14 protein-coding genes are annotated in these 21165 nt (G+C 67.6%); 3 read left to right on the top strand and 11 right to left on the bottom strand.

Going from position 1 to position 21165, the window contains the following annotated elements; all coding sequences use genetic code 11:
• The first annotated feature begins 11 nt into the window (after positions 1–11).
• A complete protein-coding gene (locus ADL12_RS20460) occupies positions 12–1205 on the top strand; it encodes a hypothetical protein (protein ID WP_062704112.1) in 1194 nt (397 codons plus the stop codon).
• Here the strand turns inward: ADL12_RS20460 and ADL12_RS20455 are convergent.
• From ADL12_RS20455 to ADL12_RS20410, 10 genes are all read right to left on the bottom strand, one after another.
• On the bottom strand, positions 1190–1801 hold the full coding sequence (locus tag ADL12_RS20455) for a hypothetical protein (RefSeq protein WP_208614579.1): 612 nt from the start codon (positions 1799–1801) through the stop codon (positions 1190–1192). The genes ADL12_RS20460 and ADL12_RS20455 overlap by 16 nt on opposite strands.
• A gap of 500 nt (positions 1802–2301) precedes the next feature.
• A complete protein-coding gene (locus tag ADL12_RS20450) occupies positions 2302–2691 on the bottom strand; it encodes a PIN domain-containing protein (protein WP_027733428.1) in 390 nt (129 codons plus the stop codon).
• Positions 2688–2939 carry a hypothetical protein gene (locus tag ADL12_RS20445; RefSeq protein WP_062704110.1) on the bottom strand — a complete coding sequence of 84 codons (252 nt, stop codon included), beginning with the start codon at positions 2937–2939 and terminating at the stop codon, positions 2688–2690. Before ADL12_RS20445 ends, ADL12_RS20450 begins: the two co-directional genes overlap by 4 nt.
• Before the next feature lie 171 nt (positions 2940–3110).
• Positions 3111–3812 (bottom strand): AbiV family abortive infection protein, encoded by a 702-nt coding sequence (locus ADL12_RS20440; protein ID WP_159053224.1) that lies wholly within the window; start codon positions 3810–3812, stop codon positions 3111–3113.
• Positions 3813–4945: 1133 nt separating this feature from the next.
• Complete coding sequence (locus ADL12_RS20435) at positions 4946–5473, bottom strand: hypothetical protein (RefSeq protein ID WP_062704109.1); 528 nt, start codon at positions 5471–5473, stop codon at positions 4946–4948.
• 19 nt (positions 5474–5492) lie between these two features.
• Positions 5493–6782: a NucA/NucB deoxyribonuclease domain-containing protein gene (locus tag ADL12_RS20430; protein WP_062704108.1), complete on the bottom strand. Its 1290-nt coding sequence runs from the start codon at positions 6780–6782 to the stop codon at positions 5493–5495.
• Between the two features lie 55 nt (positions 6783–6837).
• A complete protein-coding gene (locus ADL12_RS20425; RefSeq protein ID WP_244187984.1) occupies positions 6838–8139 on the bottom strand; it encodes a hypothetical protein in 1302 nt (433 codons plus the stop codon).
• Between the two features lie 787 nt (positions 8140–8926).
• Positions 8927–12238 carry an NB-ARC domain-containing protein gene (locus tag ADL12_RS20420; protein ID WP_062704107.1) on the bottom strand — a complete coding sequence of 1104 codons (3312 nt, stop codon included), beginning with the start codon at positions 12236–12238 and terminating at the stop codon, positions 8927–8929.
• 1203 nt (positions 12239–13441) lie between these two features.
• Positions 13442–14077, bottom strand: a complete 636-nt coding sequence (locus ADL12_RS54090) for a hypothetical protein (protein ID WP_159053223.1) — start codon at positions 14075–14077, stop codon at positions 13442–13444.
• 4 nt (positions 14078–14081) lie between these two features.
• Positions 14082–16232: an RNaseH domain-containing protein gene (locus ADL12_RS20410; RefSeq protein ID WP_244187983.1), complete on the bottom strand. Its 2151-nt coding sequence runs from the start codon at positions 16230–16232 to the stop codon at positions 14082–14084.
• On the opposite strand from ADL12_RS20410, the gene ADL12_RS50660 reads away from it, so the two are divergent.
• Positions 16226–16501: a tyrosine-type recombinase/integrase gene (locus ADL12_RS50660; RefSeq protein WP_244187982.1), complete on the top strand. Its 276-nt coding sequence runs from the start codon at positions 16226–16228 to the stop codon at positions 16499–16501. The two genes, ADL12_RS20410 and ADL12_RS50660, sit on opposite strands and share 7 nt — an antisense overlap.
• A gap of 1072 nt (positions 16502–17573) precedes the next feature.
• Here ADL12_RS50660 and ADL12_RS20405 read toward each other — a convergent pair.
• Entirely contained in the window at positions 17574–19874 is a 2301-nt protein-coding gene (locus ADL12_RS20405; protein WP_159053221.1) for an NACHT domain-containing protein, read from the bottom strand.
• Positions 19875–20237: 363 nt separating this feature from the next.
• On the opposite strand from ADL12_RS20405, the gene ADL12_RS20400 reads away from it, so the two are divergent.
• Positions 20238–21008 (top strand): IS5/IS1182 family transposase, encoded by a 771-nt coding sequence (locus ADL12_RS20400; RefSeq protein WP_062704104.1) that lies wholly within the window; start codon positions 20238–20240, stop codon positions 21006–21008.
• Positions 21009–21165: the final 157 nt, after the last annotated feature.

Genomic DNA, 21165 nt, shown 5'->3' with positions numbered 1-21165 from the left:
AGGAGCCGTCCATGACCGAGCCTTCCGCCGTCCCGCCTCCGCACCTCCCTTCCGCTGCGCATCTCACCGCCTTCGGCCTGGCGGCCCTGCGCGGCCGGATGCTGATCCAGACCCGCCCCGAACGGGTCGGCCAGGTCCAGGAGCACCTCGCTTCCGCCTCCAGCGGGCTGATTCTGAGCGGGGGCAATGCCACGGCGAAGGCCCTGCATCTGCGGGACGAGGGATACAGCGGGGTACTGCTCGCCGACCCGGCCCTCTACGAGAAGACTGCCGCGACCGAAGACGCTCCCTTCCCGCAGACGGAGCCGGACGGCTTCTTCCTCAACGACCCCCTCGAGCGGTCCCTGGAGCAGCAGCGCGCCGTGGGCGTCACGGCGCCACTCACGCCGACCGGCTACATCCAGGCCGAGGACTCGGACGCGCTCAGGGCCGCGGTCACCCGCATGACCGAACTCGACGATCCAGGCGTGACCTTCGTGGTGCCGATCGACGTGACCTGGCTGAGGAACGAGGAGTCCCTGGATCAGTTGATCGCCTATTTGCAGCTGGTCAATGGGCCGAAGGCGATCATCCTGGGCGGGCAGATGGACCCGCTGGCCCGGTACGCGAAGTCGGTACACCACCTCCGGCAGCTGATCACACAGGTACCGGACACCGCACTGCTGCGTACCGATCTCGCCGCCTTCGGAGCCCTGGCAGCCGGCGCAGCCTTCACCGCATTTGGTGCCACCAGCTCACTGCGGCACACCATCGTCCCCGGTGAGAAGGCCCAGACCGGGAAGAAGTCCGGCGGCCCCGGCTCGCCGCACGTCCTGCACCCCGAGCTCATGGACTTCTACCTTGGCGAGACGCTGGCGAAGAAGTACGCCGCAGCCGCCGAGCCGATCTGTGAGTGCTACGCCTGCGGACACAAGGCGCTCGACACGTTCACCAGCAACCAGTCCCCGCTCCCGGCAGAAGCTGCGGCGCACAACATTGCTGTGCTCATGGGATGGCTCCGCGACCTCTGCGCGACGCCGTCGGGCATCGCGCGCCAGCGCTGGTGGTACGACCGCTGCCGCATCGCCGTCGACCGGTACCCGCTGCTCAACGCCGCCCTCGAACAGCCCAAGGCGTTCCGGGCACCCGAGCAGCTCAAGTGCTGGGCCCTTGCCGACCCTGGCCCTGTCCCGGCCGAGCCCTCGCCCGCTCAGCGCACCCGCTGATACAGCTCCTCGACGAACGCCCAGGCCGCCGCGGTGTGCCGCTGCGGCCGGTAGGTCCGGGACTCCAGCACCATCTCCACCCCGTCGCCCGACGGGACGAAGACGCCGATGCCGTAGAAGTCCGCCTCCGCCAGTGATTCCTCCAGGCGTACCGGGCGCCGGTCGAGCAGCATGGCCCTTCGGCAGAACGGGGCGAACCGGCCGGCCCGCTCCAGCCCTTGCCGCCAGCCGGACGCCCGCACGACGGCCAGGTCGATCTGCAGTGGCCGCACCGCCCACCGCGTCACCACCTTGCGGTTACGGTCCGCAGCCCCGGCCGGCAAGGCACGTACAGCACGACGTTCCCGCTGATCGAGTGAGGCCAGTGGCACGGGCAGACCCACCGGAAGGGTCAGAAGGGTTTCCAGCGTGGGCAGCTTGTCCAGGCGCGCCGCGGAAACCTCACGACGGCGTACGTCCTCGGCAGAGTCCATGCGGTAGAAGAACAGCGCCTCCGTCCCCAACGCCGGGGCCACCACAGACTGCCCGTCCCGCCCCAGCAGTGACGCGGAAGCAGTCTGCACCGAACCGCCGATCACGGAACTCGCCAAGGTCATCATGGGCTCCACCCTGTCTCATCGGGCGCCGTCCGCAAACAGCACCCCCGCCATTTATCCAACCCGGTCGGCTCCGGCTGCCTCTGCCAAACGGCCCAAGAGGTCCGCCAGACACCGCCACAGTTCGGCATCGTCGCTGCGCCGATACCACTGCCGCCGCTCGCCGGGCTCCCGCGGAACACGCACAGCCAGGCCCGCGTCCACTAGAGCCTGTACCGGCGCCTGGTACACGCTGGGCGCAACACTTCGCAAGACCGCTAGATCCCCCAGACAGACCCCTCGGGAATCCGACATCGCCAGCGCCAGCAGCACCTCGGCCCGATAACGATTACCGAAGAGCTTTGCCGAGACCTCACGCAACCGTTCGGGCGCGCTTTGAACCATGATTCATGATTCGCGAATCAGAAAAGAGATGTCAACCACCCGGTGAATTCGGTGCACTTGGGGAAGCGCTGGGATCACATCCACTGGTGAAGTCCGCCCCAACCCGGGCGGATCGCTCAGGGAGTGAGGTCGAGCACCCGGACGTCGGCCCCGTCCCAGGCCTTGGGCTGGACGGTGGCGACGCGTGCCCCATCCAGGCGCTCGGGGCCGGGCATGGCCACATGGTGGGTGTGGCACCAGCCCAGAGACCGCTCGTGGCCCGAGGCGGCCAAGACTGCGGCGAGATCGAGCGGATGAAAAACCACCTGGTCGAGCATGCCGAGGTGGCCGGCGAGTCCGGTGCGTACCCGGTCCGCTTCGGCGAGTGCGGCCAGCGCGACGTGGACGCGCCAGGCCCCGGTCTCGGCGGCCTGGTACAGAAGGCGGGAGGCCAGGACGTTGCCTGAGCCCAGAGCGAGCAGCGCGCTGTCGTCGAGGACTACATCGACAGGGGCGACAGGGTTCACGCGGCGCTGCCGAGCCGGCGCGTGAGCTCATCGTCCGCTGCGCGGTCCTGCTCGGGATCCGGGGTGTAGCCGGAGAGCGCGTGCAGGACTTCGAGGGTCTTCGCGATCTGCTCGTCCCGCTCGCTCTGTGTGAGGGTATGGGTGGCGAATTCGCCGACGAGCCCCGCGATCGTGGTGTCCTTCTCGGCGGCCAGGATCGCCAGCCGGTCCCGGATGCTGCTCTCGACCTTGATCGTTGTGTGTGCCATGCCTGACAGAATACATCGGGTATACCCGCCCGGGGGAGGCGATTGAGGTAGCTGCTTGCGCCTCCTCGGTCAGGGGCAGAGGGGACGGCCGGTAGGTGTGATTCCGCAAGCGCGGCCCCGCAGTCCGACTCCTGAGCGACCTCCCTTCCACCGGCGTGCGTCCGGGGCCGCTCAGGCCTCTGTACCCTTGAAGTAGTCGCCCCGCCTGAACTTCTCCGACGCCTCGCTCCAGTCCTCGGGGTGGGAAATGGGCAGCAGCCGGTGCTGCTGCTCGTGAGTGCTGTCGTACGGCGTCTGCGCCTCGAGCTTCATCCTGCTGTGGTCCTTGATGAGGAGCATCTCGACGACCTGCGCCGCGGTCTGCAGATCCGTGTCGATGGACCCCGCCGAGATGTCGGCGGGGGAGTGGGCTGCGTCGTCGGACCCGTCGAGGTCGACGTAGAACCCGGCTATCTTCTCCTCGTTGGCGCGCTGGCCGGCGGTCTCCGCTTCGCTCTTCTTCTGTACGAGGAAGGTATTCCAGCCGTCCTGCGACTCGTCCTCCGGGTGCTCGATTGCCCCGTAGTCCCCCCAGAACGCGGCGAGCTCCTTGCCGAAGACGAAGGACTCCATGTACTTCACTGCGTGGCGGCGACCGTCCGACGCGAGCCGCGGCACCTCCCGCGCATCCTCGGATCCGGTGCTCCAGGCCTGCTCGAAGGCCTCGTAGATCCAAAGCGCCTTGCCCAGCTCCTCCTGCGCGAGGACCGTGAGTGAGCGGGCCCGGCCGAACGATCCCCGCTCGAGCAGGGCGTGGGCGTCCGCGATCAGCCCGGATGCGTTGTCCATGAGCGCCTTCCAGAACGTGCGCGCTGTGTTCGGGTGTATCTCCACAGGGCGATTCTCCCGCCGTGCAGCTCTGGTCAGTCACGCATCAAGATGATGCAATCGGCAGGACTCACGAGTTCCGGTTCAACCTTTGATCGAGTAGCGGTCTGACCTGCGGGAACACTCGCTTGCGAGCCGATGCGAGGTTCGCTCATGGCGGTCACGGCACGTGGTGGAGTTCCGCTTCAATGTATAGGCCACGCATTACCGTGGATCCGGCGAATTAGCAAACCGCCAGGTCAAACGGGGTCGACTCGAATTCGGGTCGACCCCGTTCGCGTGCCCGTGGCTGGATTTTGGCTGGATGAGCTGACGCTTCGTCACCTGTCGTCATCCGTCGTTCTCCATACGCTGGCTGGATCGCGGCTGGATGTAGCTGAACGGCGAGTCAGTTCGGAGGGGCGGCGCGTATGCCCACATGGGCCGAGCGTTTCGGGTAGTCGCGCCCTGGGGCCTGGATGGGGCGAACGGTCCTGTCGTCGCCCGCACGGGCCGGTTGGCCGGGCGTCATGGGGGTCCCGCGGACGTGCCTGGCCGCAGGTTCGAGTCCTGGGCGGGAGCCGCAAAACATGGGAAGCCGGATCGGCGCCGGTCGGGGGTGGGTCGTGGGTGGTGACGGCGACCGTCGCGCTCTGAACGTGGGGCCGTCGGGGGAATCGTGCCTCTGCGCAGGTTCGAACCCCCGGCGGGGGACCCAGAACATGGGAACGAGGGAAGCCGCCGGTCGGGGGTGGGCGGCTGGTGATCCAGACGGTCGTCCAGTTGAAGCGGTAGGACGATGTCGCTTGGCCGCAGGTTCGAGTCCTGTGGCAGGAGCCACAAAACATGGCTAGTCGTGCGTATGGCGCTGACTTGCGAATTTGCGCCACCGTGGCGGTTGAGGGGCGGGCGCGGCTGGTGCCGCTACCGCCGGGAGCGGTCCGGGCGGCTGCGGAACCCCCGCCCATGATGGACAAGTCGTCCGACCCGGGCTGATGCCCTCGATGGCTTAAGTTGTTAGTCAGGAAGACATGGTCGGGGCCCATTGGGCCAGTCTCGGTGCTGGTGCTGGTGCTGGTGCTGGTGCTGGTGCTGGTGGGGTGGCTGACTACCTGTGTCGGGCACCTTCGGGTGATCGACGGGCTGTCGGCAGACCCCTCTTACTGGTCTTCGTCGTCGATGGGTTCGGGTTCGCGGGTGTAGGCCAGGTCGAGGACGTAGCGTTCGGTGACGGGGCAGTTGTTCCAGGCTTCGGTGAGCTGGTCTTCGGGGGAGTCGTCGGTGAGCTGGTCGAGGGTGGTGTTGTAGTAGTCGGCTGCTGCTTGGCGGTTCTGCCACCAGGCGTGGCCTTCGTAGACGCCGGGACGGGGCAGGGTGATCTCGTCAGCGGGTCCGCGGTCGAGTTGGCCGATGACCAGGATGCCTGTTTCGGATTCGAGGCTGACGTCGGTGTGGCCCTCGACCTCGGCGGGCGGGGCGGGTGGGGAATCCCAGATGCGGATCGTCATCTGGACTTTCATGTCCGGTTGCAGGCTGAGGAGGTACAGGTGGTAGCCGTTGCCGGCCACCACCTGTGTCTCCGCGGCGTCCATGGCTGCTTCGTCGCCGAGGTAGGCGTCCGCGTCGTAGACCTCCAGCACGCGGCGGCCGGGGGTGGCGGTGACGTTGTGTTCGGCGAGAAGCGCCATGGTCAGTGGTGTCTTCCTGCTAGTTGGTGATCTTCACGTAGAAGGGGTCGCCGTCCAGGATGCGGTTGAGGGTGTACATCTCGTTGAGGCGCTCTCCGCCCTTGCGGTTGTCCTTACCGTCGATCAGCCGGACGGAGAAGCGGTTGTCGCCCTTGGTGGACCCTTCCTTGGTGGAGGCGAAGGGGTACTCGTCGCACTCCAGGCCGCTGCCGGCGTAGTCGCCCCAGACCTTCTTGCATTCCTTGATGGACTTCTTGCGATTGTCTTCGATCTTCTTCGGATCGACGACTCGGCGCAGGGGTTCCTTCGATCCCGGGACGCTCTTTCCGGGCCAGGAGGGGAAGGTGCGCTCGGGGCGGTTCAGGGCGTCGTAGATGTGCACGGCGCTTTCGTTGACCGCCGGGTCCTTCTGGCTCATCACGAGTTCCACACGGGCCTTGGTGAAGACGGTGCCCTTGTGCTTGCCCGCGACCGGTCCGGCGTAGTCGTAGCGGACGCTTGAGTTGTAGACGTTGCTTCCCTCGTTGAAGGGGGCGGAGTTGGGGGAGCTGGCGCTCAGGTCCATCGCGACGGTAGAGAAGACGCGCTGCTGGTTGCCCTGGTCGAACAGGGCGCCCTTGTCCGGGGAGGTGTAGGTGAGGCTCCAGTGGGGATTGGTGTCCCACACGCCGAGCAGTTCGTCACGGTTCACGGTCTGCGGCGCGGTCACCTGAGGGTCTGGATCGCTGCTGGAGGCGTTGACGCTGTGGTGGAAGTGCTGGCCGATCCGCCACTTGGTGGCGTCCTCGGTGGGTATCGGCTGGACCCATATGTTCTCGATGCTGGCGACGTAGTCGACGCGTCGGCTGCCGTCGTAGGCGAAGCCGAGGACCCATTGGTCGAACTTGAGGCGGCCGAGCGTGGTGGTGCCCCTGACGTCCCGCAGGACCAGGTCGAAGGGACGCTTCTGGCAGCTTTCGAAGCGTGACTTGAGCCAGCCGGTGGCGGTTTTGGCCTGCGCGGCGTGGTTGGCGCACTGCTGGCGCAGATCCTGTTGGTCGCCGGGAGCGGGGTCGGCCGCTGCCCGCGGCGCCACGGACTTCGATCCGTGGGATCGGGCGTATTCGGCGTACGGGATGGGCTGGTCGAGGCCGCGCAGTTCGTCGGCGGGGAGAGAGGCGGCGTCGACGAACACCGTGTCCTCGGGGGCCGGATCGTTCATGGTCGCCGCGGCGTGGGTGGCTGTGGTGGTGGCCGCGGTGACTAGTGTCAGGGCCGCCGTGGTGGCGGTGGCGCGGGCGAGACGTATGAGTGCGGTGCGTATGTTCACCAGGGGACTCCTTGCGGGCGTGCGGAAACGGCAGGGCATCTGCGGCACGTGGTGATCACGAGGCATCGCAGAGGTCGCCCCAGCACGCCTCCAGCAGTGAGCCGGTGTGTGCGGAGTAGCGGGCGGTGAACCCGTCGAAGCGGCGGTCGGTGCGCTGTAGTCCGGGGGTGGAGCTGGTGGAGGTCACCGTCCAGGCGGCGTCGCCACTGCCATCGGCCGCGTGCGGGTGAGCCTTCAGCGCGGAGGGTGAGGCGGGCGGCTCGACGGCGAGGGCGTCACTGGGGACGTCGAACGCGGCTGCGGCCCGGGCCCGGATGTCGGCGGCCGATACGTCAGCATCGGCCGCGGTGTCTTCCGAAGTTCCGCCCGACGGCAGGGCAGCGGCGTTGCAGACCCGCACGGTGACTACGCACTCCGACAGGCCGGGCACTGTGGCCAGGCAGCTGTCGGGGTCGTTCTCCAGGCAGGCTTGCAGAGCCTGCTGGTCCACGCCGTTGAACGTGGCGGACAGGCCGGCCGCGGCGGCGTCCCGACTGTGCGTCGGGGCAGCGGGGGCGGCAGCGGGGGCGGCAGTGGCGGCGACCTGCCGGCGCGGCTTGCTCACTGTCCACTGGGTGAACTTGCTGTTGTCGGTCAGCTTGGTGGTGAAGCAGTTCGGCGGCTTGTGGCTCGTGCTGCAGACGGGAAGCGTGACGGACTTCGCCACATTGGCCGTCGCCACCTGCTGCCACACCTTGTTCCCGGTCATGAACTGCATGCGGTTCGCGATCGAGGGGACGTTGATGTACTTCGGTCCCATCACCTCGAGACCGACGTCGATACGGTTGGTGTTGCCGCCCAGCACCTTGAGCTGTTTGGTGGTGGAGCCGACCTTGTTGAAGTCGTAGAGCACGTCCCACTGGTTGCCGCTGTCCTGGCGGACGGTCATGTAGGTGTGGTTGCGCTTGTCCGGCTTGGTCGGGTTGACCCCGGCCTTGATGGCTGTCGTGCGACCACCGCTGGTGGTCAGCTCCGACCAGCGCGGCCCGTAAGTGTGGGTGGTCTTCCCCGTCTTCTCCGCGTACAGTCCGATCTCGATGTTGGGAGCCAGCGGACTGCTCGACGTGTTGGGGCTGACGCGCAGGTAGTTGGCCACCTGCACAGTCGTAGACCCGGTGTCGACCTGATCAAAAGTGATCGGTATGTTGCGCCAGGTGGCGAAGCCGCCGATCATCGGCTCGCCCGGCTGACTGCACGTCATCGCCCAGAAGGTGATGCGGGCGTTGTAGAGGCCGCTACAGGCTTCCTTGGGTGCGGCGGCACTCGCCGACGGGGCGGTGCCGAGAACGGTGAGTGCGGTGACCCCAGCGCATGCCAAGGCCAAGAATCTCGCGCGCGAACGCGACAAGGTTCCCCCTAGGAACGATCAAGAATGGTCACGGAGGAACCTACAGTCACACCTTTCCCAACCCGTCCGTTAATAAGATGAGTTGACTCGATCTTGACGCGTGATTCGTGTCACGCAGTCACAGCAAACGCACAGGACTCCGGACGGACTCCGGTCCGCATGTGCTCCTTCTTGGCGACCCCTTCTCGTACCCCGGAGCGGTTGACCGCTCCGGCTTGTGCCTTGCTGAGATCGGGTGGGGAGTCATCCCTGCCTCCTGCGGGCGTATCCGGGAAGGCGAGTGCACTGCGGCGCCGTGGCCGGGCGGGGGACCCAGAGCGCGGGAGCGAGGGAATCCGCCGGTCGGGGATGGGCAGCTGGTGATTCATACCGCCGTCCAGTTGAAGCGGTACGCCAATGTCGCTTGGCCGCAGGTGCCAGTCCTGGGCAGGAGCCGACGACAAGGGCTGGTCGTGCCGATCCCCCGGTGACCCTGCGGAGATTCGCTGGTTGTGGCCGTGTCTGCGCATCTGCCGAAGACGCGGGTCGGGTGACACGGACCGCGCTTCTGCGATTTCCGCGCGCGACCTTCAGAGGGGTGCCGGCAGGGCACGGTACAGAGAAGGGGCAGGAATGACATGGGGGCTCTTGGTATCGGTGCTCGGGTTGTGGTGGAAGCGGCACCGTGTCGTAATCAGGCGGTTGTCGGCGACGGCTGAAAAGTGATCCAGAACCCACTTTGAGAGACCGCCGACGGTCTAAGACTTGTCAGGGCCATTCAGGGGGGCGAAACCCGCCGGAGCATGCCGGGAGTGAAGTCGAAGACGTAGAGGCCGCGTTCACCGCCGACCGTGAGGCTTGTACCTGTGGGGAACCACGTGATGTGGGTGAGCGGACCCCCGGTGCGGATCATGGCCAGGCACTCTCCCGTTCTGGCGTCCCAGACACGCAGTGCGTGGTCCTGCGCGCAGGTCGCCAGCCAAGCACCATCGGCAGAGACGGCCAAGGCGGTGACGCCCTGGGTAGCACGGGCGGCGCGGTTGTGAGGTGCTCCCGTTCCCGTGTCCCAGCGTCGGACGGTTCCGTCGTCAGAGCCGCTGGCGAGCCAAGTCCTGTCAGGGGCAAAGTTCAGGGCGGTGACGGCGCTGGCGTGGCCGGTCATGATGGCTCCCTGATCACCAGTCTGCGCGTTCCAAAGGCGTATGGTCCCGTCCTTGGCGCCGGCGGCGAGCAGGGTGTTGTCGGGAGCTGCGGCAAGGGCGGTGATGGGGGCCCTGTGGCCGTGGAATGACGTGATGCGGCGACCGGTTTCCGCGCACCACACATGTACGGCCGCGTCGTGGCCTGCACCGGCGATCCATGTGCCGTCCGGGGCGATCGCAAGGAGGCGCACCTTGCGGGAGTCGCGGAGGACAGCCCGCCGGCGGCCAGTGGAGCTGTCCCATAGGCGGACGGCCTTGTCGTCGATGGCACCGGCAGCCCATGCGCCGGGCGGGGCGAGCGCCGCCACCCTCAACCGTGCGAGGAGAGGCGCCGGTGGAGGGTCCTCGATAAGGCCGAATAGCCAGTCGTCGTCGGGTCTCCGCGTGGGGTATCCGGCACGGCCCTGGGACCGGGGCGCGCCTGTGACAGCGTCCCATCGCTGTACCACGCCGCCGTCGGAGACCGTGGCGACCATGGCTTCGTCGGACTGGACGGAGACAGCTGACACGCGCCCGACGTGGTACTCCGAGATGTCGGCGTCGGGTGTGGCGAAGGTATTCCAGAGATGCACGACGTTGTCGTCTCCCCCGCTCGCGAGCCAGGCCCCCGCAGGGTCGGCGGCGAGTGCTCGGACGGGAAGGCGGTGTCCCGACAAGACAGTACGGGTCTCGCCGCCGGGCCACTGCCACAGACGTACCTGTGTGTCTCTGCCGCCGGCGGCGAGCCAGGTGCCGTCCGCGGAAAAAACGAGGGCGTAGACCGGGTCGCTCTGGCGGCCGAGGGTACGCTGCGCAGCTCCGGTGCGGGCATCCCAGGTTCGTACGGCGCCGTCGTCGCCGCCGGTGACGAGCCAGGCGCCGTCGGGTGAGATGGCGACTGAGCCGACCGGGCCGTGGTGGGCGGTGAGCCGGAGGCGCGGTTCGGTGGTATCTGTGCCCCAGGCCCACACCGTGCCGTCATCGCAGCCAGCGGCGAGCCAGGTGCCGTCCGGCGCGAAGGCCACGGAGCGGATTATGGCGCCTGATCCGGCGAAGGTTCTCAGTCGTTGCCCGGTGCCCACGTCCCACAGGCGTATCCGTCTGCCCTGGCCTCCCTCGGCGAGGGCGGTGCTGTCCGGGGAGAAGGCAAGGGTCTGAATGGTGTTGTCGTGCCCAGGCAGCACCCGCAGTAGTCCGCCGGTGGCCGGGTCCCATAGTCGGATGGTCTCGCCGCTGGCGGTGGCAACCAGGGTGCCGTCGGGTGAGATGACAACAGCGCGCACTGCGTCGTGATGGCCGAGGAACTGTCGGCGGCGACGCCCGGTCGTCGTATCCCAGGCGACGGCCTTGTCGTATCCGGCGGAGGCTAGCCAACTCCCGTCCGGTGCAACGGACACTGAGCAGACAGGGGCACGGTGGCCGGAAAGAGTGCGACGCAGTGAGCCTGCGGGAAGGTCCGTCAGGGGCCAGCGGCTGGTGAGAGCGGGTCTGGTCAGCGCGGCTCGCCGGGCCGCGACCTGGGCGCTCCACCCGGGAGTGCGGCTGAGCCGTGCGTGCAGGGCGTCGATCAGGGCGTACGGAGGGTTGGTGGGGATCAGCAGATGGGCTGCTCGTGCGACCGCCGCGGCCATCACCGTGGCCCGCTCGCCAGGAATGCCGGCGAGATCGCTGTAGACCGCTCTTGGCCCGGCCCGCAGGAGCTGGGCCTCGGCCCAGCGCAGATCCCCGGCCACCGCTTCCGCCTCGTCGTGATGTCCGGCGTCGCGGAGGTGCGCGACAAGGTGCCCCGAGAGGTAATCGACGTGTTCGTCCAGTTCCCACCAGGCGCTCGCCGGGTGGGGATGCCCATCAGCCAGAGGGGTTCCGGGAGGAAGCACCCGAGACAGGGAGCTGACTAGGGCCGTGTTTGAGGAGGTGATACCCGCTGCACCGAGCTCTGCCCTGAGGTAGTCGCGGATGACGTCGTGCAGGGTAAGGGTGGTCCCGTCTTCGGAGAGAGAAGCCAGGGAGAGCCGCCCCAGCCTGGTACACAGGCGTCGGCCTTCGGCACGGTCCAGTCCGCTGGTGGCTTCCCACAATCGGAGGGCAAGGTCGACGGGGATCGGCTCGTCCTCTGCGAAGATACCCAGTTCGGCAAAGCGGTCTTCTCCTCCGGAGCCGAGCAGTTGGGTGCCCGCCCGCATGGTGGCGCTTACTGCCCGTTTTCGTTCGTCCGGTTCGCTTAGGTTGAGTGCAACGTGCTGGTCGCCGTCCACGGCCGCGGGTCCGTGGTTGAGCAGAGTGTGCAGGAGCCTGGCCGCTTCCGCGTTCACTTCGGCGGCCCGAGGGCCGACTTCGTGGAGGAGGCTGTTCATCAGACGAAGCAGGAGTGGCCAGCGTCCTGTGACCGCGAGGAGGTTGTCCGCCAGTTCGTCATGGAGCGTGGGCAGTTCCCAGGTCAGCAGTTGCCGTGCCTGGGTGTTGGACATCTGGTCGACTAGCACCGGTAGTGACCCGTCCGGCAGGGCGCTGGGGACGCGGGTGGTCACCAGGCGAGTACATTTACCCCCGCCGATGAGGAAGGGAGCGAGCTGGCTCTCGTCCCACACATCGTCGATGACCAGCAGGCAGCGCGGCCGCTGGTCCAGGAGGCGTCCCAGGTGCTCGCCCGCCCTGCGGGGGTCTTCGTGGGTAGGGGTCTGCCCGGTGATGGAGCCCGCCATCTCATTCGCCTTCGCTGCGATCGCGGCTCGGCTGCGGACATCGCGTCCAATCGTGATGTGGTAGATGCGCTGGTCAAAATGACTCCGCAGCTTCTGGTCGGAGCAGACCAGATCGGCCAGTGTGGTTTTGCCGAAGCCTCCTGCGCCGTGCAGGGCAGTGGTGATGCCGACTGCGCGGGAGCGTCTGCGCCGCAGGGCGGAGATCACCCGCCGCGCCTCAACTGGCCGGTCTACGACCCAACCGGGAATGGGAGGAAGGGGAGGCGGTGGCGGGTCGTCCGCGTAGAGGGTCTGCCTCTGCTCGGCGCGGTGCAGGAGTATCCCGCAAACGACGCATGCTGCAGTTGTCACAACCACGCCGGCCCAGGGGTGTCGGCGCACATTCTCCAGCCCGTATGGCCAGGGGCCTTCCATGGATGTTGCGACGTTGACCGCGATCGCGCCGATCCCCGATAACACTGGCAGGGCGGAGAGCAGCGCGTAGATCCCCAGCTTGGAGTGACGCGAGCGCAAGACCGTTCCCCTCGTCCCTTCGCATCAGGACGTCCGTCCCCTCAGTCGACCATGCCGACATCGCACCTTATCGCCGTACTGATCGTTGGGTGCAGTTCCGCTGCTGGACTGCTTCGGAGGATCGGCCTCGCATCTTAAGTTCGGCCATCGCGAACGGGTGCAGCTCTCCGGCGGGGAAGTACCTGTACTGGCGATGGGCGGAGGGCTGCACCGCGGCCCGCCGCCGGTTCCTGGAGATCCGTGAGCGCGGCTACTCAGGCGGCGAAGGGCGTCGTGCGCAGGTACATGCACCAGCTCCGCGAAGCCTTTGCCCACGACAATCCGCCCCGTGCGAGTTCGTCCGTGCGGGACGTGACCGGCTGGCTCACGCGCCACCCCGACCGCCTCGACGAGGATCAGACTTAGCGGCTGATGTCGATCCTCGCCCGCTGCCTGGAACTCGACCGGAGTGTCCAACACGACTGCTCTTTCGCTGAGTTGATGAACAACCGTCAAGGTCGGCAGCTGGATCGAGCGTGTCAGGGCAGACAACCGCCTGCCCTGCACGGCTTCGTCACCGGCCTCGGCCAGGACCTCGACGCGGTCGTCGCCGGGCTCAGCCTCCGCTACAGCTCCGGTGCCGTCGAGGGGCCACAACAACAGAATCAAGATGATCAAACGGCAGATGTTCGGCCGCACCAACTTCGACCTGCTCCGCAAGCGGGTCCTCCTCGCGGCGTGAGGCCGTTCGTGATCGCGGTTGTGGTGACCCTCCGTGGCTCCGGCATTGAAAGTGGTCCAGAACCTGAAAAGTGGACCATTAGCGGCGCTTGATTCGCGCGTCGCCGACACAGGCGGGATCTCGTTGCGTTTGCCGCCGGTGCGGACGGTCTGGTGGCCCGGAGTGTGTCGCCGGCGTCATGGTTGGGGACTCGGGGGCGAGTTCTTCAGTAGGGCGGTTCCTGCCACGGTGAGCTGGTAGGACCACGCTTGGCGTTCCTCGATGAGGTGGAGTCCGCGTGGGCCGAGTCGGTGTGCGGCTGCGCGTGAGATCTCGTACTTCGGCAGGCCGTCGGGCCCTGCGCGGGCGACGGTGGCGAGGGCTTCCATGAGCCATTCGGGAAGGGGTTGTGCGCTCGGGGTGGGTGGGGCGGGCTGGGCGGTTCGGGCGGTGGCGCGTCCCAGTTTGGTGAGTCGGATTTGTGTCTGGAGGCTTTGGCCCTCGGTCGAGCCGATGTCGATGTCTCGGAGGAGGATGAGGCCTCGGCGTGCCAGGGCGGCGAGTGTTGCGCCGGCGCCTGGGTCGCGCAGGCCGTCGGCTTCGAGAAGTTGTTGAGCCGGAGTGGGGTTGGCCAGTGGGGATCTGGTGGCGTACGGGATCCATCTCCAGGTTTCCGCCGGTTCGCGGGGAAGGTTCTGGTGCCAGCGGTTTTGCTGTTCTTGCTCGGCTTGATGGTCGAGTGCGTACAGGACCATGAGGTAGCGCTGTTGACGTGGGTTGAGCGACGCCCACTGGCTGTGGGCGTCGCGCGGGGCGGGGGACGATGGCGCCATGGCGCTAGCCGTCGTGTTCGGTGACGGGCTCGACGAGATGGGTGGGCAGGATGTGCTTGCTCACCGTGTATCCGAGGTGGAGGACTGCGGGGAGGACCAGGGGGTCGGAGAAGTGTGTTGCTTCGTAACGCTGTTGATGGGCGAGTGCTGCCCAGGCGGCCGGGTCGTCGTCGGGAGCATGGCGGGCGACGGCGATCTCCAAGAGCTGCGGGTTCCACACGTCCTGGCGGGTTTCGTGTTTCATGCCGTAGGTCTTGTTCTTGTCCTTGTCTCTGCCGGTGCAGGCCCAGTGGGCCTCGATGCGGGAGCCTCGGGGTGAGCCGCCGGCGGCGGTGGCGGGCTTTCTCGCGGTGCTGAAGTAGTGACGGGGGCGTCGGGGGTCGCGCCAGAAGTGGGAGCCGACGCCGACCTCTCCGGCCTCGTCTTCTCCTCGGTGGCTGTAGTGCTGGCTGGTCTCGTCGCGGAGGTCGGTGCGCAATCGTAGGTGGCGCAGTCCCTTGAGTCGGTGTTCGGGGAGTGGCTGCCTGGGATCGAAGGCGAGGGTGTCGGGTTGGAGCAGCGCGTTGTTGAGGCCCGAGCAAGCGGAGCGGATGTTCTGGGCGAGTGTGAGCAGCGCGATGTCGGAGCCGTCGGTGATCTCTTCGACGACCTCGCCGAAGAAGTTGCAGACTTGTTCGTCAGTCAGTCTGCGTTCGATGTCGTAGTCGGCCAGTGTGAGCAGTCCTTGGCCGAAGGGGACCCATGAGCTTGTGTGGGGTAGGCGGATGCGGGCGAATGGCTCGTCGGGCGTGTGGGCGATGGCCAGGGGGAGCGTCGCCTTGTGTGCTTTGGTGCGGCGTACGACCCAGAGGCCGACGGTCGTGACGTCGGTGAGCGGTGATGCCGGGGTGCCTGGGGAGTCCGGATGGCCGAGCAGGCCGGTCTGGCGGGTCAGGAGGTCGAGGACTGCCTTGTTGACGCGCTGGGTGCGTGTCGCCTTGGTCTCGGTGCCGGGGAGGGTGCCGGTCGGAAGGGGCGGGGTGACGTTCTGTGTCAACACGCCCAGGGAGGCGGCTGCGGACTTCACGGCCTCCTTGGGGTCGTGCTCCGCGCTCTGGAACGCTTTCGGCCCGGCCATCTCGACCAGGGCGAAGCGCGGCAGGCCTGCGATGTCCGGATCGTGCAGACGTTGCAGCGTGAGTGCACGACGGGGTGAAGTCGCCTTGAGGGCCCGGTCCTTGCGGCGCTTGATGCTGTGGTCGACTTGAAGAGGGGCCGCGATCTCCGCCACGGGACGGGGGCGGATGACGGTCGCCAGGTGAGCGGTGCGGACGACGTACTCACCTGGCACCGTGCCGTCCGCGGGGAGGGCGGGAGCCTGCTGGCCCAGGGCCTTGTGGAGTGCGGTGAGCAGTTCAACGAGCATGACACGCGTGTCGTACAGGACGTCGACGATGATGCGGGGCCCGGCGGCACGGGCGAGAGCCTCTTGGTCGATCAGCAGCAGGTCGTTGGCGGCGGGCCGGGGTCGGACTGGGACGGGGGTGCGCTGAAGGGCGTGGTCGGGCGCGGCGATGTCCTTGAGTCCGGAGGCGAGCTGCCGGAAGATCTGCCAGCGGTCGCGGGCCGATGCCCCGGTGCCCACGATGTGGTGGGAGTGTTCCCCGAGGCCGTCACGGAAGACCACGCCGGCCAGCCGTACTGAACCGTCGGGCTTGAGGAATTCGCCGGGGTTCGCCGCGAGGTCGGGAGCGGACGGGAGGAATGCGTGCGAGGTGAACCGAGCCATGGTGGCGGCGAGGACGTCGTCCCAGACCATCTTCCCTTCCCGCTTCCCCTTGGGGCCGGGCTGCCACTTCATCTGCGCGCGGCCGAACGGGCTCGCGTTGTTGGCCCAGGGGGAGGGAGTGAACAGGTAGGCACTGATGCCGCGTTGTCCGTCCCAGGCGTTTGAGCGGGCCCAGCGGCGTGTGCCCACGCGGGTATGGATCAGTGCGTCCTGCTCGGGGGAGAGCGCGTGGTTCTGGAGGGTCAGGCGGAGCGTGTACGACCAGAGGTATTCCGTTCCGTTGACGCTGAGGCACCCGCGAGGTGGCCAGGAGATGAGTTCGGCGCCGTGCTCGGTTGCCACCCGCCGCCAGGCCGAGACGCCGTACTTCTTGACGGTTCTTGTCAAACCAGACGGCAGCCCGAAGTACACCCCCCCACGGCCTACGGCACTTCTTCGCCTCCACCGCCCTGGCCCACGGCATCCCGATCCACGAGGTATCCCGCTGGCTCGGGCACCGCTCGATCAAGACCACCGTCGACGTGTACGGCCACCTCATCCCCGCTTCATGGGACCGCTGCCTAATGATCATGCAGAACGCCCTGCGGCCGGACACCCCTCCGGCCATGCGCCCCGGCGCTGTGCGGACCCCCGCCAACCCCACGGATCCAGCGTGAAACGGGGTCGCGGACCCGCCGATTCCGGCGGCTGGATCCTGGCTGGATCCACCCCGATTCTCCGGCGTTTTCGCAGGTCAAAACCCTGGCAACGATGTTCCGCTTCAATGTATAGGCCACGCTTTAGCATGGACCTGGCGAACTAGGCAAATATGCAGGTCAGGCGGGGCCGACCCGATTCTGGGTCGGCCCCGTTGGTGTACCCGCGGCTGGATGTTGGCTGGATGAACTGACGGCTCGTGACCTGTCGTCATCCGTCGTTCTCTGTACGGCGGCTGGATTCTGGCTGGAGTGGGCTGAACGGAGAGTCAGCGAGCCGGGATGTGCGGCGGGGTGGCGTCGTGCCGGTGTGGGGCGAGGATTTCGGGGCTCGCATGACAGGGGCGGGGGCGTGCCAGCGGCGCTGTCGCCGCCTGTGGTGGCCGTGTGCGGGGCGCCGGGCGTGGGGTGGTGGCGCGGTTGGCCGCAGGTTCGAGTCCCCGGCGGGAGCAGCAAAACATGGGAAGCCGGATCGGCGCCGGTCGGACGGGCGCTGCGCAGGTTTAAACCCTCGGCGGGGGACCCAGAACATGGGAACGGGGGAAGTCGCCGGTCGGGGGCGGGCAGCTGGTGATCCAGACGGTCATCCAGCTGAAGCGGTAGGCCGATGACGCTTGGCCGCGGGTCCGGGTCCTGGGCGGGAGCCGCAATCAAGGGCTGGTCTTGATGTAGGCCGGTGACCTGCGGAGATTCGCTTATCGCTTTCAAAGTCGAGGAACAGCATCGGGCTCTGGTTGTGCCCAAAGGGCATCTGCCGCAGTTGGTGCCGGTTCTGGACTGACAGCATGCGGAGCCCGTCACGCGGCTCCGCATGCTGTTTCGTCAGGGCGTGTTGGGGGTTCGGGCCGGGTATTTGCACGCAGTGTGTCCGCGGGAGATGAAGGGGCCCGGGCGCCCCGCTGCGGTGGGAGCGCCCAGACCGGAAGGAGGTGCTGCACCGCCAGGATCGCTGCGGTTGCCCGGTCGCGAGTGCAGCTCATGCACAAGGCCCTTGGCAGGGAAGCCGCTCCCTCGAACCCGTGGTCTGAAGTGCTCAGGACGACGTGGGCTCGGATGAGGGGGACCCGGGTCGCGCTGTCGCAGGGCGAGGCCCCGGAATTCGGGTCTGAGCGGCGAGGCGCTGCTGAAGGCGGGCGTGACGGAACTGGTAGACGGGCCCGACCTGTCGCAGGATGCCCAGGCGGTGCGCGTCGGCGAGGAACGCCTGCAGCCGCCACGGAAGTCGACCCCGGGCAGCCAACGACAGACGTGCGGCGGTGTAATGCGGCCACGAGCACGCGGCCAGGGCGAGCACCAGCCCGGTCGGCCCCACGCCCAGGAGCATGGCCGCCAGTTCCCGGACCACGTCGCCGGTCACCTGTCCTTGGGGGGTGACGTTTCCGAGGGCGGCGAGGATGCCGTAGGGGAGAGCGACAAGGAGAACTCCGGCACCACCGCAGACGAGAGTGACGAGTCGGTCGGCCCGCACGGCGGATGCCGGGGCTGTGAGATCGTGGGCGGTCGTCGTGCCACGCAGCCAGTAGAACAGGATCTGCACCACGCCGACGACGGCGCCGAGAGTCAGGCCGTATGCCCAGGGCAGCTCTGTTCTCTGGGACGAGTGGACTTTGGACGCTCCGGGCATCGGCCTCACGACCAGGGCGTAGATGTAGAGAGCGGCTGCGGTGAGGACGGTGGTTCCACAGAATATGGCTACCGCGCGCGGTAGCCGGTGATGCCAGCGCCACAGGGTGATCGAGCCCCGGCTCGGCATGGAGGGCGGAACAGGGAGCCCGGCGGTGTAGAGAACCAGCAGGAAGGCGAACCCGGTGACAGCTTCGCACCCCACGACGTACCAGCCGGGCGCCACATCCACGGGGTTGAATGTCATGCCCGGAACGGCGAACGCGGCGCCGCCGCACAGGGCAGTCAGCACTGCGCCCGAGAACCGGTGGGTGCTAAGGCGGGGGCGGACGGCGGCCCATGCCGCGAACCAGCACATGCAGGGCAGGGCGGCAGTCATGCCCTGCATGTACCAGACCATGACCCCCCGCTCGCGTGGGGGGAACCCGGGAATGGCGCCGTGCGCTTCGTAGCCCAGCAGCGTGAGGGCGATCAGGAGCGTGGTCCAGGCGGCGGGGCGGGACCAGGTATGGGCCAGGGTCGGCACCCAGCGGTGAAGTTGCCACCACGACAGGTTGTACGTGTCCTGGCGCTGCATGCCGGCGGCGAGGTGGATCAGGTAGCGGTGGGCCTGCTGCGGGCTCCAGCGGCGTCCGGAGGGGTCTCGCCGGTGGGCGCGGGCATAGAGGGTCGGGACGAGACTGTCGAGCAGGTGGTGCTCAACCATGGCAAGGGTGAGGAAGCGATCGGTGTCGGCGAGTTCGGTCGGGTCGCCGGGAGCATCGGCGTACACGGCCCGGGCGAGTGCGACCATGAGCGGGCTGGCCAGGGCCTGGGCAGCTGTCCCGTCTGGGTTCTGGTTCATGTGCTCAGCCAGAGCGTCCCAGCGTGTCTGGCGGGGCCCGGGTGGGGTAGCCAGGCGAAGCAAGGTGAGGGCGTCGTCGGGGCGAACGGGTGAGGGTGCGATGACTGCCGCGCCAGTCAGGACGCCGGCCTCGGTCACGGCGGTGGTGTAGTTGGCAGTGCGGCAGGTGAGCACCAAGGGAGTGTGCGGATCGAGGGTGTCGTTGAGAGCTGTGAGCACGGCGGCGCGGCCGGCCTCAGGGCGCTCGTCGAGAGCTTCGAGCACAGGCAGGACTCTGCCTTCTGCAAGCAAGTCCTCGATCGCGCTGGGCCCGTAGGTGTCGATGTCGGCCAGTACGGCGTAGTCGGCGGCGATCTGGCGTCGCAGCCATGCCTGAACACTGTCTCGGGACGGGTCGAAGGAGGCCAGCGAGAGCAGCACCGGGACCGGATCGTCCGGGTCACGCTGGCCAAGCAGGGCGAGGGTGAGCAGCACCGCGAGGGTGGTTTTGCCCGATCCGGCTGGCCCCAGGACGACAAGGCGGCGCCGAGGCAGGCTGCGGAAGGCGGCTGCCAGTTCCTGCGGTGCGTCGGCCCGGCAGGTGACCGGGGCACCGATGAGCTGTCGATGGTCGCTGACGTCAGGCAGAGGGCAATCGGACCACAGAACCGGAAGCGGCGCCGGATCGAAAAGCTGCCGTAGCACTGCCTCGTCCTGCCACTGCCGGCGGACCTGCCGGGCGAGCACCTGCGCGGCCTCCGCCACTTGTCCGGACGTCGACCGGCCGTGCCGCGGGCTGCGGCGCCATGCCCACACTGTTAGCACGCTGAACAGGCCGATCACGGCCGCCACCACCGAGGCGGCGTCCCCGATGTCCTTGGGTCTCACGTTCCACACGATGATCAGGCCGACGGTCAAGGCGGCACACAGCAGCCACGTCAGTACCCACCGCCACCGCATCCCAGCCCCACCCCACGGTTAATCCGGTCTCTGCTCGGATCAACGGCTGGACCAGCGAGGGGGCACTGTTGTGACTGGACATCCGGTTGCGAGGAGGCGCGTTTCGGCGCTCGCGGAGGTGAAGCTCAACTTTCGCTCTGAGCCCCGGCGTTCGGCGGTTGAGGTACGGGAGCGTGGGCCATGATGCTCGGCGTGAAGCCGAAGAAGACGAACCGGATAGTGGCACTCGCGATCCTCGCCCTCGTGTCCAAAGCGTGTTGCACAAGGCTCTGAGCTGGGCATGTCCTGTGTATGGCCGGGGTGTTAAGGGCTGAGCGGGTGTGGGTGGAGACCTTCGCGGGGCTGCAGGTGACGCAGTTTGCGCGTCTGTTGAAGGTGGTGTGGGAGAGAGGTGGCAACGGCACTTTGCGGGGCCGGCCGTGGTCCCTGCCGCTGGCCGAGCGTGTGCTGCTGGTGGCCGTGTACTACCGCACGAACCTGACGATGCGGCAGCTCGGCACGCTGTTCGGTATCTCCTCCTCCACGGTGTGCCGGGTCATCCAGCGGCTGGGCCCGATGCTCGCGCTCGAGCCCGTCTCCCGCCCGGCCGAGGCGGCGGACCGGCTGTGGATCGTGGACGGCACCCGGGTCCCGGTCCGTGACCGACGCGTGGGCGCCTCCAGTCGTAACTACCGCTTCTCGGCGAACGTGCAGGTCATCGTGGACGCGGACACCCGGCTGGTGATCGCAGCAGCTCGCCCTGTGCCGGGTACCACCGCGGATGCGCACGCGTGGCGGCGCTCCGGCCTGGCCGGGCATTGCGAAGGAGTGACGGTGCTCGGCGACGGCGCCTACCTCAACACCGGCCTGGTTGTCCCGCACCGCAAACGGCCCGGACGGCCGCTACTGAAGGGCGAGGAAGAGGACAATGCCGAGCACCGCAAGGTCCGTGCCCGCGTGGAGCACGTGATCGGACGGATGAAGAACTACAAGATCCTTCGTGACTGCCGACAGCGCGGCGACGGCCTCCACCACGCCGTCCAGGCCATCGCCCGCATGCCCAACCTCGCCCTCGCCGCATGATCGGATGCGTCAACAGCCCAGCTCAAGCTGCGTGATCACGGCCTTGTGCAACACGCTTTAAGGGCTTGCAGATCATTAACACGTCGTCTTGATCATGCTGTTGAGGTTGTTGGTCTGAGCTCGAACCCGAGCCTGGAGGGCTGTGAGGGCGGCGGGC

The sequence above is a fragment of the Streptomyces regalis genome (assembly GCF_001509475.1).
In the GTDB taxonomy this organism is placed as follows: Bacteria; Actinomycetota; Actinomycetes; order Streptomycetales; family Streptomycetaceae; genus Streptomyces; species Streptomyces regalis.
This window is presented reverse-complemented; position numbering and strand designations above follow the sequence as displayed.

Excerpts from the sequence above, each read along its gene's own strand:
- ADL12_RS20460 (WP_062704112.1), top strand. The coding sequence starts at position 12 with ATGACCGAGCCTTCCGCCGTCCCGCCTCCGCACCTCCCTTCCGCTGCG.
- ADL12_RS20455 (WP_208614579.1), bottom strand. The coding sequence starts at position 1,801 with ATGACCTTGGCGAGTTCCGTGATCGGCGGTTCGGTGCAGACTGCTTCC.
- ADL12_RS20445 (WP_062704110.1), bottom strand. The coding sequence starts at position 2,939 with ATGGCACACACAACGATCAAGGTCGAGAGCAGCATCCGGGACCGGCTG.
- ADL12_RS20435 (WP_062704109.1), bottom strand. The coding sequence starts at position 5,473 with ATGGCGCTTCTCGCCGAACACAACGTCACCGCCACCCCCGGCCGCCGC.
- ADL12_RS54090 (WP_159053223.1), bottom strand. The coding sequence starts at position 14,077 with ATGGCGCCATCGTCCCCCGCCCCGCGCGACGCCCACAGCCAGTGGGCG.
- ADL12_RS20400 (WP_062704104.1), top strand. The coding sequence starts at position 20,238 with ATGGCCGGGGTGTTAAGGGCTGAGCGGGTGTGGGTGGAGACCTTCGCG.